The organism is Polynucleobacter sp. UB-Raua-W9 (assembly GCF_018687435.1).
GTDB lineage: Bacteria > Pseudomonadota > Gammaproteobacteria > Burkholderiales > Burkholderiaceae > Polynucleobacter.
In genome coordinates, this window is the sequence record NZ_CP061290.1 from 1,475,428 (window position 1) to 1,490,244 (window position 14,817).

At 46.6% G+C, this 14,817-nt stretch carries 15 protein-coding genes; 5 read left to right on the forward strand and 10 right to left on the reverse strand.

Annotated elements, in window-relative coordinates; translation table 11 throughout:
* Positions 1-18: 18 nt before the first annotated feature.
* The 7 genes from AOC07_RS07560 to AOC07_RS07590 all read right to left on the reverse strand — a co-directional run bounded on the left by AOC07_RS07560 (position 19) and on the right by AOC07_RS07590 (position 6,189).
* Complete coding sequence (locus AOC07_RS07560) at positions 19-732, reverse strand: ABC transporter ATP-binding protein (protein ID WP_215357376.1); 714 nt, start codon at positions 730-732, stop codon at positions 19-21.
* Positions 732-1,505: an ABC transporter ATP-binding protein gene (locus AOC07_RS07565; protein ID WP_215358523.1), complete on the reverse strand. Its 774-nt coding sequence runs from the start codon at positions 1,503-1,505 to the stop codon at positions 732-734. Before AOC07_RS07565 ends, AOC07_RS07560 begins: the two co-directional genes overlap by 1 nt.
* Positions 1,505-2,584 carry a branched-chain amino acid ABC transporter permease gene (locus AOC07_RS07570; RefSeq protein WP_371816713.1) on the reverse strand — a complete coding sequence of 360 codons (1,080 nt, stop codon included), beginning with the start codon at positions 2,582-2,584 and terminating at the stop codon, positions 1,505-1,507. Before AOC07_RS07570 ends, AOC07_RS07565 begins: the two co-directional genes overlap by 1 nt.
* Before the next feature lies 1 nt (position 2,585).
* Complete coding sequence (locus tag AOC07_RS07575; RefSeq protein ID WP_215292845.1) at positions 2,586-3,521, reverse strand: branched-chain amino acid ABC transporter permease; 936 nt, start codon at positions 3,519-3,521, stop codon at positions 2,586-2,588.
* 63 nt (positions 3,522-3,584) lie between these two features.
* Complete coding sequence (locus AOC07_RS07580) at positions 3,585-4,769, reverse strand: branched-chain amino acid ABC transporter substrate-binding protein (protein WP_215294357.1); 1,185 nt, start codon at positions 4,767-4,769, stop codon at positions 3,585-3,587.
* A gap of 28 nt (positions 4,770-4,797) precedes the next feature.
* Positions 4,798-5,739, reverse strand: a complete 942-nt coding sequence (ispH, locus tag AOC07_RS07585) for a 4-hydroxy-3-methylbut-2-enyl diphosphate reductase (RefSeq protein WP_215292846.1) — start codon at positions 5,737-5,739, stop codon at positions 4,798-4,800.
* A gap of 3 nt (positions 5,740-5,742) precedes the next feature.
* On the reverse strand, positions 5,743-6,189 hold the full coding sequence (locus AOC07_RS07590) for a peptidylprolyl isomerase (protein ID WP_215357379.1): 447 nt from the start codon (positions 6,187-6,189) through the stop codon (positions 5,743-5,745).
* 30 nt (positions 6,190-6,219) lie between these two features.
* Here AOC07_RS07590 and radC point away from each other — a divergent pair, with 30 nt between their 5' ends.
* The 3 genes from radC to rpmG all read left to right on the forward strand — a co-directional run bounded on the left by radC (position 6,220) and on the right by rpmG (position 7,472).
* Positions 6,220-6,912: a DNA repair protein RadC gene (radC, locus tag AOC07_RS07595; RefSeq protein WP_251371661.1), complete on the forward strand. Its 693-nt coding sequence runs from the start codon at positions 6,220-6,222 to the stop codon at positions 6,910-6,912.
* A gap of 147 nt (positions 6,913-7,059) precedes the next feature.
* Positions 7,060-7,293 (forward strand): 50S ribosomal protein L28, encoded by a 234-nt coding sequence (gene rpmB, locus AOC07_RS07600; protein WP_011903570.1) that lies wholly within the window; start codon positions 7,060-7,062, stop codon positions 7,291-7,293.
* An 11-nt stretch (positions 7,294-7,304) separates the two neighbouring features.
* Positions 7,305-7,472, forward strand: a complete 168-nt coding sequence (gene rpmG / locus AOC07_RS07605; RefSeq protein WP_015421876.1) for a 50S ribosomal protein L33 — start codon at positions 7,305-7,307, stop codon at positions 7,470-7,472.
* An 86-nt stretch (positions 7,473-7,558) separates the two neighbouring features.
* On the opposite strand, the gene AOC07_RS07610 is transcribed toward rpmG, so the two are convergent.
* The 3 genes from AOC07_RS07610 to purN are packed head-to-tail and all read right to left on the reverse strand — an operon-like array spanning position 7,559 to position 10,972.
* Positions 7,559-8,758: an acyl-CoA desaturase gene (locus AOC07_RS07610; protein WP_215357383.1), complete on the reverse strand. Its 1,200-nt coding sequence runs from the start codon at positions 8,756-8,758 to the stop codon at positions 7,559-7,561.
* Positions 8,759-8,801: 43 nt separating this feature from the next.
* On the reverse strand, positions 8,802-10,346 hold the full coding sequence (locus AOC07_RS07615) for an RsmB/NOP family class I SAM-dependent RNA methyltransferase (protein WP_215357385.1): 1,545 nt from the start codon (positions 10,344-10,346) through the stop codon (positions 8,802-8,804).
* Positions 10,343-10,972, reverse strand: coding sequence for a phosphoribosylglycinamide formyltransferase (gene purN / locus AOC07_RS07620; RefSeq protein WP_215357386.1), 630 nt, complete (start codon positions 10,970-10,972; stop codon positions 10,343-10,345). The genes AOC07_RS07615 and purN overlap by 4 nt, the downstream gene beginning before the upstream one ends.
* 39 nt (positions 10,973-11,011) lie before the next feature.
* Here purN and AOC07_RS07625 point away from each other — a divergent pair, with 39 nt between their 5' ends.
* Both AOC07_RS07625 and ileS read left to right on the forward strand, forming a co-directional pair.
* Positions 11,012-11,962, forward strand: a complete 951-nt coding sequence (locus AOC07_RS07625; RefSeq protein WP_215357387.1) for a bifunctional riboflavin kinase/FAD synthetase — start codon at positions 11,012-11,014, stop codon at positions 11,960-11,962.
* On the forward strand, positions 11,937-14,813 hold the full coding sequence (gene ileS / locus AOC07_RS07630; protein ID WP_371816731.1) for an isoleucine--tRNA ligase: 2,877 nt from the start codon (positions 11,937-11,939) through the stop codon (positions 14,811-14,813). The genes AOC07_RS07625 and ileS overlap by 26 nt, the downstream gene beginning before the upstream one ends.
* The last annotated feature ends 4 nt before the right edge of the window (positions 14,814-14,817 follow it).

Consider the following 14,817-nt stretch of genomic DNA (forward strand, 5'->3'; position numbering starts at 1 on the left):
AGCAGTTTTTTTAAATGCCTATTCACCTAAATAGGCTGTTCGCACCCTAGAGTCTTCTAATAATTCTTGGCCTGAGCCACTCAGAGTAATTAATCCACTCTCCATGACATAAGCGCGGTCAGCCATCTGCAATGCTAGGCGAGCATTTTGCTCCACCAAAAGAATCGTCATGCCACTCGCCGCCAGATTACGAATAACATCAAAAATGGTTTCCACCATGATGGGAGATAAACCCATCGATGGTTCATCTAATAGCAATAGCTTAGGCTCCGCCATCATCGCCCTACCCATAGCCACCATTTGCTGCTCTCCACCAGAAAGCGTTCCTGCCAATTGGGATAGGCGCTCTTTTAATCTTGGGAAATAAGAGTAAACCTGCTCTAACTTTTTCTGAATAGCCTTGGCGTCTTTTTTCAGAAAAGCGCCCATCTGCAAATTTTCTAAGATGGTCATACGCTTAAAGACGCCACGACCTTCGGGAACCATGCCCATACCCAACTCTACCAACTCATATGCCGGTAATTTTTCAGTACTGTGGCCCGCAAAATAGATCGCACCTGCCGACGGGATCAATAAACCAGAGATAGCCTTTAGACTGGAACTCTTACCAGCTCCGTTCGCACCAATCAAAGCCACTAGCTCGCCTTGGTCAACATGCAAATCAATTCCTTTAACGGCATTAATGCCCCCATAAGAAACCTTGAGATTTTTCACATTGAGTAAAGCACTCATTACACCGCCCCCTGCCCAAGATAGGCCCGAATGACCTCTGGATGTACGCGCACATCCGCAGGCTTACCCGAAGCGATCACCTTGCCATAATCCAGCACAGTCAAGCCATCGCAAATACCCATCACCAGACTTACATCATGCTCAATCAAAAGGATGGTTTTACCATCTGCCCGAATGCGCAACAATAACTCACGCAGCTCCAACTTTTCAGTAGCATTCATACCCGCCGCCGGCTCATCCAAGGCCAATAGCTTCGGTTCAGTAGCCAAAGCCCTCGCAATCTCTAGACGACGTTGATGCCCATAGGAGAGATTACGTGCCTGCATATTGGCAAACTCAGTAAGGCCAACATAGGCTAGTAGCTCGAGTGATTTTTCTCGAATCGATTGTTCTTCACGCTTGCTGGCTGGAAGGCGAAAGATTGCCCCTAAAACTCCAGTCTTTGAGCGGCAATGACAACCTACCATCACATTCTCTAAAACAGTCATTTCACCAAAGAGCCGAATATTCTGGAAAGTTCTTGCCAGCCCCGATTTAGTGACTTCAGAAACAGACTCCGGAAAATAAGACGTTCCATCGAATAAAAAAATTCCGGAATCTGCTGGATATAAACCAGTAATGACGTTAAAGAAAGTGGTCTTGCCAGCGCCATTGGGTCCAATCAAACCAACTATTGACCCATGAGGAACCTGTAATCCAACCGAATCCAAAGCCTGGACTCCGCCAAAACGCTTGGACACATTAGCAACATCAAGGAGTAAATGATCTGACATCACTTAGTACCGCTCTTTTGCCAAATACCACCTGGGCGATAGAGCATGATCAAAATCAACGCTAGGCCATAAATGAGCTGTCGAATGACTTCCACATCAATCAGTACGTGCCCGAAGATTACATTTTGTAGAGGCTGAACGATGGCGCGTAAGACTTCCGGAAAAACCGCCAACACGACCGCACCCAGAATGACTCCAGGAATATGACCAATGCCACCAAGCACAACCATTGCAAGAATGACGATGGATTCCCACAGCGTAAATGACTCTGGCGATACGAATCCCTGGAAAGCAGAAAAGAGAACACCTGCCACTCCCGCAAAGGATGCCCCAATTGCAAAAGCTAGTAACTTCATATTGCGCGTATTGATACCCATAGCCTTCGCAGCAATCTCATCTTCGCGTATAGCGACCCAAGCTCGCCCAATGCGTGAATTTTGAAGATGCGTACAAATAATCGCAACTGCAATAGCGAGGAGTAGAAATAAATAAAACACTAAATATAAACCGGGGATTTGCACAAAACCGAGATCCAAAGGTTTTGCAAATGAAATCCCCAAGAACTGGATTGGGTCAATGGCGGTAATGCCCTTTGGTCCATTAGTCAGGTTTAAAGGACGATCGAGATTATTCATAAAGATGCGAATAATTTCTCCAAAACCTAAAGTCACAATCGCCAAGTAATCACCCCGCAATTGCAATGTGGGTAAGCCTAAAATTATTCCAAATAAAGCAGCTAAAATAATGGAGAATACCGCCACCATCCATGGTGAAAAGTGCATTCCCTCCGGAAAGATAGCGGCAACACTTTCAAACTGCTGAGGTAGATGGGGTGATGCAAGCAATGCAAAGCTGTAAGCACCCAAAGCATAAAAAGCAATGTAACCCAAATCCAAAAGACCAGCAAAGCCCACGACTACATTAAGCCCTAGGGCAAGAACGATATAAAGCAAGGCAAAATCGAGTACTCGCACCCAATAGTTGCCTCCAGTAAAACCAACAAGCCAAGGCAAGAGTATTAAAGCAAGCAAACCTAAGTACAAATAAGCAGTTTGACTGAGACGGTTAAAAGCGATCACCTTAAGCACGGTCTGAAACCTTTTCGCCCAGCAGACCGGTGGGGCGGAATACTAAAACCAAAATTAATACTAGGAAAGCAAAAATATCTTGATAGTTAGAACCAAAAACGCCGCCCGTTAACTCACCAATATATCCAGCGCCCAGTGATTCAATCAAGCCCAAGAGAAGACCGCCCAGCATAGCGCCTTGCAGATTTCCTATGCCGCCAAGAACAGCTGCAGTAAAAGCTTTTAGACCTGGAATGAAACCCATATAAAAATGGACATTGCCGTAGTTGCTTGCAATCATTACGCCAGCCAAGCCGGCCAGTGCACCACCTAACATGAAAGTAATCGAAATGACGCGATTGGGATTAACACCCATCAGCGCAGCAATTTGAGTATTCTCAGCAGTGGCACGCATTGCTCTGCCTAATTTTGTCTTTTCTACCAAAAACAATAATCCAGACATTACCATTAAAGCAACAACAATGATCACGATTTCTTTACCAGTAATCGTGGCGCCGCTACCCCATACATCAATGGGGCTCGAAGGTAATAATTGCGGATAAGTCATCGGATTACGAGACCAAATCATCATGGCGATTGTTTGCAAAAGGATCGACATACCAATCGCAGAAATCAAAGGGGCCAGACGTGGAGCATTACGTAGCGGGCGATAGGCAATCCGCTCAATCGCATAACTGACGCCAGCGCAAACAGCCATCGTGAATGGCAAAACAATCAAGAGGATGAGCCAAGTAGGCAAGCCGCTCGTTAAATCCAGCATCAGGCGCAACAACGAAAGAGATACCATGGCACCAATCATGAGCACTTCGCCATGGGCGAAATTGATAATGCCTAAGACCCCGTAAACCATGGTGTAACCCAAAGCAATCAAAGCATAGATGCTGCCAAGCACTAAGCCATTAATGATTTGCTGAAGAAAAATATCCATGAAGCCTTTTGATTGGGTGCAAAAAAAGAGCGCCGCATTTGCGGCACCCTTTCCTTACAGTCTTTACAGCTTAATGACATCAAGAACCGTTTTCTTCTTGGTCTTGAAATCATACAAAGTAATAACACCCTCTTTCAAGTCGCCCTTGCTATCGAAAGCGATATTGCCCACTAAGCCATTCAGCTTGGTATCTGGCATGACAACTAAGATTTTTGCTGGATCAGTAGAATTAGCGCGCTTCATCGCATCTACCAACACATAGACTGCATCATAGGTAAACGGCGCATAGTTTTGAACCTCTAGATTAAAGCGCTCTTTGTATCGCTTTTGGAAGTCAGCTCCTTGAGCCATCTTAGAGAGGGCCATACCGGCCTCAGAACAGGTCACATTCATCACTGCATCACCAGCCAGTTCAGATAGCTTCTCTGTGCACATACCATCGCCGCCAACTACCTTAGCTGGAATACCGAGTTCAGCTGCCTGCTTAGTTAATGGCCCGCCAGTAGCATCCATGCCACCATACATGATGACGTCAGGCTTACTACCCTTGACCTTGGTCAAAATTGCCTTGAAGTCGGTTGCCTTGTTATGGCTAGCTTCACGCGTTACCACCTTAACACCAGCGGCTTGAACAGCCTTCTCGAACTCATCTGCCAAGCCTTTGCCATACTGGGTAGAGTCGTCAATAATGGCTACGGTTTTGGCCTTCAAGGTATTAACAACATAGTTAGCTAATGCTGGGCCTTGCTGAGCATCGGTAGCCACTACTCGATAGGTCGTTTTAAAGCCTTGCTTGGTGTAATCGGGATTGGTGGCCGATGGGGAGATCTGAGTAATCCCAGCATCGCTATAAATTTTTGAGGCAGGAATACTGGTTCCAGAATTTAAATGCCCCACCACACCGGCGACCTTTGCATCTACCAATTTCTGCGCAACCTGCGTGGCAGTTTTGGGATCTTCAGCATCATCCTCAGGCACCAACGTTAAAACAACTTTTTTGCCATCGATAGTGAGCCCAGATTTGTTGATCTCCTCCACTGCTAGACGTGCGCCATTTTCATTATCTTTACCCAAGTGGGCAATATGACCAGTCAAAGGGGCAACATGTCCGATCTTAACTTCTACAGCATCAGCCGGAATCGCAGCCCCTCTATCGCCACCCTTGCCACAGCCAGCCAAGATGACACTGGCTGTCGCTATCGCAATAGCGCTCTTTATAAAAATGACTTTTGACGCTTTTGAATTCATCATCTACAGCTCCTCTGATATGGATACTTCAGTCAACTAAATTTTTAGGCAATGAAAATGTGACATCCTCGACCACACCATCCAAAGCGCGAACATGCCGCGGCCCAAATTCTTGAATGCGGGCCACAATAGATTGCGCCAAACTTTCAGGGGCCGATGCACCAGCAGTAAGACCAATACGCTTCTTGCCTACAAACCATTCCGGCTGAAGCTGCTCTGGGGCATCAACCATGTAAGAAGGAACGCCTAATTTTTCTGATAATTCTCGCAAGCGATTAGAGTTTGAACTCGTAGCGCTGCCCACCACAATAACTACCTCAACTTGTGGGGCCATAAATTTCACAGCATCTTGACGGTTCTGAGTGGCATAACAAATATCTTGTTTACGTGGTTGCACAATATTAGGAAACTTCTTTGTGAGTGCCTCAACAATTTCCTTAGTCTCATCTACCGATAAAGTAGTTTGGGTAACGAAAGCAATCTTTTCATTGTCTGGGAAAGATAATGAAGCTATATCGCCCACTTTTTCAATCAAAAAGACCCCTTGCTTGACCTGCCCCATGGTTCCCTCAACCTCAGGGTGCCCTGCATGACCAATCATCAAAACCGTGAAACCCTCTTTACACATTTTGATAACCTCAAGATGCACTTTTGTCACCAATGGGCAGGTAGCGTCATAAACCTGCAAGCCACGATCTTGAGCATCTTGTCGGACCTCTTGAGATACACCATGGGCACTGAACACGACAATTCCGCCCTTAGGAACCTCATGCAGTTCTTCCACAAACACCGCACCCTTCTCGCGCAATTCATTCACCACGTAAGCGTTATGAACAATTTCATGACGAACATAAATCGGGGCGCCAAAACGAGTCAGCGCTTCATTGACGATATTGATAGCACGATCGACGCCCGCACAAAAACCGCGAGGCTGCGCCATCAAAATTTCGGGGCTGTCTGGGTTGCTCATCACCTAGAGAATCGCAACGATTTCTGCTTCAAAGGTAACGGGCCTTCCAGCCAGAGGATGGTTGAAGTCGAACCACGCACCCTCATCATTAATCGATTGCAAAACACCTGCATATTGAGCGCCACCTGGTGCATTGAATTCAATCACATCACCGGGATTAAATTCCACATCTTCATCACGCCCTTCTTTGAGCGCCTTCAAAGAAACCCATTGCACCAAATCTTCTTTGCGCTCGCCAAAACTTTCTTCCACTGGAAGTAAGGAACTCTTTTTTTCACCAACCTCAAGCCCTAACAACACCTTTTCAAAACAAGGCGCAAATTGTCCGGAACCCATCAGAACCGTCGCAGGACGATCGGCAAAAGTATTGATGTAATCCTCCCCGTTGGGCAAGGTGAGTCGATAGTTGAGGGTCAAGTAAGAATTGGGCAAAACAGTAAGCTTAGTCATAAGGTGATTGTATCTAGGCCTGCGACAGCTGTGAACTCCCCGATTACCAACTGGCCCAAAAATGAGCAACCCCGCGAGAAATTGCGCATTCATGGCGCGGCCGCACTTTCTGATGCAGAGCTGCTTGCTATTTTTTTGCGGGTAGGCGTCAAGGGCAAAAGCGCAGTGGCCTTAGCAAAAGATCTGCTGCATCATTTTGGGAGTCTACCCCGTCTATTAAGATGTAGCCGTCAGGAACTTACGAGCATCCATGGGATGGGCCTCTCCAAATGGTCGCAGATCCAAGCGGCCTACGAGCTAGTTAAGCGAAGTCTGGAGGAAGGTCTAGCGCAGGACTCTATCTTCTCCTCACCGAGTCATGTCAGAGAGTTTTTACAGGCCAAAATTGGCCGTCTGCCCCATGAGGTCTTTCTCTGCCTGTATTTGGACTCACGCCTTCATCTTATTGAATGCCAAGAGCTTTTTAGGGGGTCAATCACTCACACAGCGGTCTATCCAAGAGAAATTCTCAAGGAGGCCCTGGCTAGAAATGCCAGCGCCCTAATCGTGGCCCATAACCACCCCAGTGGGAACCCCCTACCAAGCGTTTCAGATCAAGAACTCACTAAAACACTCCAAAATGCCCTGCAATTGGTTGATATTTCACTTTTAGACCATTGCATCGTCAGTGGCAGTGGTTTTTTCTCTTTTTCTGATTCGGGCCTTATGAATATTGGCAATTAATAGTAGTAATTACTAACTTATCTCACATTGAATGCTGCCCCCGCCATTTTTATTGATTAAAGCTAGAAGCCAAAGTCATTTAGGGCTAGCCCAAAATAGGCTAGGACTGATACAATCTTCTTTTTTCGCAATTAATGGAGTTATGTCATGGCAAAAGTTTGCCAAGTCACTGGGAAGAAGCCGATGGTTGGCAACAATGTATCCCATGCAAACAATAAAACGAAGCGTCGCTTTTTGCCGAATTTGCAAAACCGTCGTTTCTGGGTTGAATCTGAAAACCGTTGGATTAGCTTGCGCTTAACCAATGCTGGTTTGCGCGTTATCGACAAGAACGGCATAGATGCCGTGTTGTCTGATCTCCGCGCACGTGGCGAAATTTAAGGAGCGCAGAAATGGCTAAAGGCGGCAGAGAGAAAATCAAATTAGAGTCATCAGCTGGTACTGGTCACTTCTATACAACTTCAAAAAACAAGCGTACTAAGCCTGAGAAAATGGAGATCATGAAGTTCGATCCGACTATTCGCAAGCACGTTGCTTACAAAGAAACAAAGCTGAAGTAATTACTTTCAGTAAATAAAAAACCCGCTTAAGTAGCGGGTTTTTTATTGCCCAAATCTTTTGGCCTTATACGCTTACTCTTAATCACTTAAGCGTAACGACGCAATCTTAATGAGAACTCACGCAAACTGGTTAAGCCACTATCTTCAGCACGCTGACACCACGCGTGCAACTGGGCCACCAACTGTTCTCTAGTAGCACTAGAACGGCCCCAGATAGCCTGTAAGTCACGCCGCATCTCAATCATCTTGCGAAGCTGTGCATTACTAGCCATAAGCTCTTCTAACTTTGCTTTCTCTTCCTTGCTCAGCCGTGACTCGTCTTTGACTAGCCAGGCTCGAGCATCACCCAAATGCGATGCGAGGACTTGCATATGCTGCACTTCATTGCTAAAGAAATTACGCAATGTTTTGCTATAGCGCGCCATGATTTCATAGCGATTTGCGATGATGGCCTCTAATGTATTTTGATCAGCAGGACGCAAATCACTCAGCACCGGTTTAGGGGGAGTCTTCTTGACCGTGGCCAAACCAACAGCGCTCATCATTTGAATATAGAGCCAACCAATATCAAACTCGTACCATTTATTGGAAAGCTTAGCGCTGGTCGCAAAGGTGTGGTGATTGTTGTGAAGCTCTTCGCCACCAATTAAAATTCCCCAAGGAAGAATATTGGTAGAGGCATCTTCACAATCAAAATTACGGTAGCCCCAGAAGTGGCCAATACCGTTAATTACACCGGCTGCAGTAATTGGAATCCACAACATTTGCACAGCCCAAACAGTTAAGCCAATGCCGCCAAACAAAAACACATCAATGATGAGCATCAGGGCAACGCCCTGCCAAGAAAACTTGGAGTAAATATTGCGCTCTAGCCAGTCATCCGGAGTGCCGTGGCCAAATTTTTCCATCGTCTCTTGATTCTTGGCTTCATTTTTATAGAGCTCAGCACCACGAGAAAGGACAGTGCCAATACCTAAAATTTGTGGGCTATGTGGATCATCGACAGTCTCGCACTTGGCGTGATGCTTGCGATGAATGGATGCCCACTCTTTAGTAACCATTCCGGTTGTTAGCCAGAGCCAAAAACGGAAGAAATGAGAAGCGATTGGATGTAAATCCAAAGCGCGGTGGGCTTGGCAGCGATGCAAAAAAATTGTTACGGCGGCGATGGTGATATGGGTAGCAATCAGCGTGAAAACGCTAATTTGCCACCAAGACCAATCTAGGTAGCCATTAGCTAGCCAGTGAAGAAATAGATCAAAGCCTGAACTTGAAGCTGTATTCAAAAGATATTCCTAAAATGAATGAATACCTCTATTTTAGAGCTTTTTAGGCCTTTTTGGCCTTATCTTTCGTTAACTCTTCCGATTTTGACTTTTCAGCCTTCTCAGGCTTGCTGCCCTTTTTCTGAAAAACAGCCCCAAAAAAGCCATCAGTTCCATGAATGTGGGGCCACAACTGCCACCAAGGATTATCAGAACTGCAGCCTAACGGAATTTTATCTTTTGGAAACAATGGCTTAAGAACTTCAGCTGCTGGCACTGCCTCAAATTCAGGATGCTTAGCTAGAAAATCCTCTGCAACCCCTTGATTTTCTTGAGGCAATAAGCTGCAAGTGGCATAAACCAAGCGTCCGCCCGGCTTTAGTAAACGGGCGGCAGAAGCCAAAATATTCATTTGTTTTTGATTCAACTCCAATACCCCAGTAGGGGTTTGACGCCATTTGAGGTCTGGATTACGGCGCAAAGTGCCCATTCCACTACAAGGGGCATCAACCAAGACTCGATCTATCTTTCCAGCCAAACGTTTGATCTTGGCGTCATTCTCACTATCAATCCATACTGGATGAACGTTTGAGAGTCCACTACGGGCTTGCCGTGGCTTCAAATTCGCTAAACGACGCTCGGATGTATCAAATGCATAGAGGCGCCCCGTAGAGCGCATTAAGGCACCAATCGCTAAAGTCTTGCCGCCTGCACCGGCGCAGAAGTCCACAACCATCTCGCCACGCTTAGGAGCAAGGAGATAAGCCAGAAGCTGACTGCCCTCATCCTGCACTTCAAACATGCCCGCTTTAAATCCAGCGGTATTTTGTAAAGCAGGCTTACCCATAATGCGCACACCATCTGGCGCATAAGGAGTTGGAATTGCTTGGTAGCGACCACCCAATACATTCATCTGCGCAAGTAATTCTTCGCGATTCGTTTTCATGGTGTTCGCACGCAAATCTAAAAGTGCCGGATGCATTAATGACTTGGCCAACTCTTCGCGTGTTTCTTCACCTGGATATTGTCCAAACGCATCCCACAACCACTCCGGCAAATTATTGCGAACGAGAGGATTTAATGCGGCGGGATCTACTGTGGCAAAACGTTGCAACCATTCATATTCACCAGGTTTTAGCACATGCGCTAAATCTGCAATAGCACTTTCAGCGCGGTTGGCAGAACCTAAACCACCCTCAGATAGAGCAGACAGCAAACCCAATAGGGCTAAGCGTCTTGCCTGAGAACCCTCACCACTAGAAGCAAATTGTGAGAACTCATTTTTACGACGCAAGATTGCAAATGCACTTTCTGCAATCAGGGCGCGATCGCGATTTCCAAGTTGGGGTTCAGCACGAAAATATCGACTCACAACACGATCGGATGGCTGCTCAAAACTAAGCAACTCTGGTAACAATCTCTCTAAATGAATTGCATGCTGAGGCAATGCCTTGGCGTTGGAAAAATTCTTTTGGCCTTCAGGTGCAATTAAATTTCCACTAGCATTACGTCGCTCTGCGTGGCGCAGGGGATCTTTAGATTTAGCGGCGTAACTTTTATGCGGGGAAAGTCTGTTTCCAGATTTGCGGGGTGGACGTTCTGCACTCATAATTTAAAAAATTGCGACTCCGGGGGTTGTAGCTTCACTTGATTACCTTCTATTCGCAATCGTCCATCAAGGAACCATTTTACGGCCCGCGGGTAAATCTGATGCTCAGCAGTCAAAACACGGGCTGCCAAGGCCTCAGCATCGTCGCCTTCCAACACTGGAACAGAGGCCTGACAAATAATTGGCCCCTCATCCACACCCTCGGTGACAAAGTGCACAGTGGCACCGTGCTCCTGAACGCCCGCGCCTAAAGCCCGCTCATGGGTATGTAAACCGGGGAAAGCCGGCAGGAGCGCTGGATGGATATTCATTAGGCGACCCTCAAAATGACGAATAAAGCCTGGGGTGAGAATTCTCATAAAACCGGCTAGCACCACCAAATCCGCCCTTAAGGCATCAATTTGCTGGGTTAAGGCAGCATCAAAGGATTCACGGCTAGCGTGCTCCTTGTGCTCCACCACAAAGGCTGGAATACCCTGGGAGCGAGCAAAATCAAGGCCCTTAGCCGCTGAGTGATTTGCTATGACCCCTGCAAATTTGACTGGCCATTGCTCTTTTTGAGCCATTTTGACGATCGCCTCGAAATTGGATCCGCGGCCAGAGATTAAGGTAACGATAGAAAGCATGCCCACAATATAATTGATGGCTACCCTGAAAGCGATTTTGTGAACGTATTCCGTGGCCCGACCCAGTTTTCTGCAGGACCCGCTTGTGCCCTAAGCATCGGTAATTTCGATGGCGTGCACAGGGGTCATCGCGCCCTTCTCAAGCAGCTCGTTGACGGAGCCAAGGAGCGCAGTCTAGTTAGCTGCGTCATGACCTTTGAGCCGCACCCAAAAGAATTCTTTTCTCCAGAGCAAGCTCCGCCCCGCATTCTCAATCTGCGCGATAAATTAGCCGCCCTATCGGAGCTTGGAATTGATCGCGTCGTGGTGGAACATTTCAACATAGCATTTGCCCGTCTTACACCAGACGAATTTGTTTCTGAAATTATTGTGAAGCGCCTTAATGCCAAATGGATTTTGATTGGCGATGATTTTTGTTACGGCGCAAAACGTGCGGGTAATTTTGCGAGCCTGAAAGCTGCTGGCGAAAGATATGGCTTTGAAGTCTCTAGTATTCAAACCATCTTAGAGGATGGAGAACGTATCTCCAGCTCTGCTTTGCGTACCGCACTAGCGAATGGTGACATGCATCAGGCGGAAAAATTATTAGGCCGTCCTTATGGAATTTCTGGTCATGTGATTCATGGTCAACAATTGGGTCGCAAACTCGGATTCCCAACTTTGAATCTTGCAGTGGCCAATCACTTACACCATCGCAAGCCTGCCACTACTGGCATTTTTACTGCTCAAGTTATCGGTTTAAGCGATAAGCCCCTGCCGGCTGTGGCCAGCCTGGGCGTTAGACCTACAGTGGAAGATGAAGGTCGCGTGCTACTGGAGACGCACATCTTTGATTACCAAGAAGATGTCTATGGAAAAATTATTACCGTGGAACTCTTAGAAAAAATTCGTGACGAGGCCAAGTATGATGGCCTCGACGCCCTTACCAAAGCAATTGCAGCAGATGCAATGCATGCCAGAAATTATTTCCAGAAAAAAGCATATGTCTGAAAAAGAAAACTCTTATCCCGTCAATCTTCTTGATACACCTTTCCCAATGCGAGGAGATCTAGCCAAGCGTGAACCGCAATGGGTCTCTCAATGGCAAAAAAATAAGCTTTATGAAAAGATTCGTGCTGCACATGCCAATCAGCCAAAGTTTATTTTGCACGATGGGCCTCCCTATGCAAATGGTGACATTCATATTGGTCACGCGGTAAATAAAATCCTCAAAGATATGATCGTGAAGTCCCGTTGGTTGATGGGTTTTGATTCTGTTTACGTACCCGGCTGGGATTGCCATGGCATGCCAATTGAGATTCAGATTGAAAAACAATTTGGTAAAAATCTACCTACTGCTGAGGTGCAATCTAAGGCGCGCGCCTATGCACAAGTGCAGGTGGATAAGCAGAAAAAAGACTTCGAGCGCTTAGGCGTTCTGGGTGACTGGAATAACCCATACCTCACTATGAACTATCGTAATGAGGCTGATGAGATTCGTGCCTTGGGCAAGATCTGGGAAAGTGGTTACGTCTTCCGTGGCTTAAAACCAGTGAACTGGTGCTTTGACTGTGGTTCTGCCCTTGCAGAAGCCGAAGTGGAATACCAAGATAAAACGGACCCAACGGTAGATGTTGGCTTTGCCTTCGATGACGCACAGCGTCCACAACTTGCAAAAGCCTTTGGACTTTCTGAGTTACCAAATAAACCAGGTCAGATTGTGATCTGGACAACGACGCCTTGGACCATTCCTGCTAATCAAGCAATGAACGTTCATCCAGAGCTTACTTATGCATTAGTAGATATTGGCGACAAGTTGTTGATTCTGGCAAAAGACCGTGTAGAAACTTGCTTGCAAGACTATGGCCTTGAAGGCAAAGTGATTGCTACTTGCCAGGGCGCTCAATTAGCAAATATTTCTTTCTGGCATCCGCTTGCGCCACTGCACGATGGCTACAAACGTCTCTCACCAATCTATCCAGCAGAGTACGTTACCCTCGATACCGGTACTGGTATTGTGCACTCCGCACCCGCTTATGGTGAGGAAGACTTTAAATCCTGTAAAGCTAATAAGCTAGCTGACAACGATATTCTTAATCCCGTTATGGGTAATGGCGTCTACGCATCATGGTTACCGCTATTTGCCAATGAATATATTTGGAAAGCAAACCCCAAGATTGTGGAAGCAATGCGCGAAGCAGGTAGCCTGCTTCGCGATAAAACCTATACCCATTCCTATATGCATTGCTGGCGCCATAAGTCACCAATCATCTATCGCGCTACCTCACAATGGTTTGCGAGTATGGATAAAAAGCCCTCCGATGGTAAAGCAAGCTTACGTGAAACCGCATTAGAAGGCATTAATAGCACCGAATTCTTCCCCGCCTGGGGCAAGCAGCGTTTACACAGCATGATTGTCAATCGCCCTGACTGGACTCTGTCACGCCAGCGCCAATGGGGTGTACCAATGGCTTTCTTAGTACATAAAGAAAGTGGTGAACCACATCCACGCACTATTGAGTTGCTCGAAGAAGTGGCAAAGCGCGTAGAAAAAGAGGGTATCGAAGCCTGGCAAAAATTAGAAGTTTCCGAACTGCTTGGCGATGAAGCCGCTCAATACGAAAAGAATCGTGACACACTGGATGTATGGTTCGATTCAGGAACAACGCACTGGCATGTGATTCGTGGATCACATCGCAATGAGTTGCTGACTGCTGAAGCAGGAACACCTAGCGGCCGTTTAGCGGATTTGTATCTGGAGGGTTCAGATCAACATCGTGGCTGGTTCCACTCCTCATTGCTCACTGGCGCAATGCTTGATGGCAAGCCGCCGTACAAAGCACTTCTCACGCACGGATTTACAGTTGATGGGCAAGGTCGCAAGATGAGTAAGTCTGTAGGCAACGTCATTGCCCCTCAACAAGTTGCTGACAAACTCGGTGCTGAAATTATTCGTCTTTGGGTAGCCTCTACTGATTACTCTGGTGAGATGACGATCTCTGATGAGATTCTGAAACGCGTTACTGAGAGCTATCGCCGCATTCGCAATACCTTACGCTTCTTGCTTGCCAATCTTTCTGACTTTGATCCAAGCAAGCGCTCTATTCCTGCTGATCAATGGTTAGAAATCGATCGCTATGCTGTTGCGCTAGCCAATCAAATCCAAAGTGATGTTGAAGCACATTACAAGACATATGAATTTCATCCAGCGGTAACTCGTATGCTGTCATTCTGCTCGGAAGATTTGGGCGGGTTTTACTTAGACATTCTCAAAGACCGCCTCTACACCAGTGCGCCTGATTCACCAGATCGTCGTGCCGCACAAAATGCCTTATTCCATATCACTCGCAACCTCCTAAAATGGTTGGCACCCTTTCTTTCTTTCACGGCAGAAGAAGCTTGGCAAGCATTTCCTCATGGTGCAGGCAATAAAGTAGAATCGATCTTCATGGAGGAGTTTGGCAACTTCCCAGAAATTGCAAACGCAAATGAGTTACTTGCTAAGTGGGGTCGTATTCGTGAAATTCGCTCTGAAGTAACCAAAGCAATTGAACTTGAACGCGAAGCTGGACATGTTGGGTCATCCCTGCAAGCAGAGCTCACCATTAAATTAGGTGATGTTGACTTTGCAATCTTGCATTCATTAGAAAATGATTTACGCTTTGTGACCATTACCTCCAGCGCCAATATAGAACTCAGCAACGATGGCTTGGAAGTACTCGTACGCGGCAGCCAATATAAGAAGTGTGGTCGTTGCTGGCATCACACCAAAGACGTTGGTAGCAATGCCGATTATCCTGAACTCTGTGGTCGCTGCATCAGCAACCTCTTTGGCGATGGTGATCATCGTTTATTTGCCTAAACTC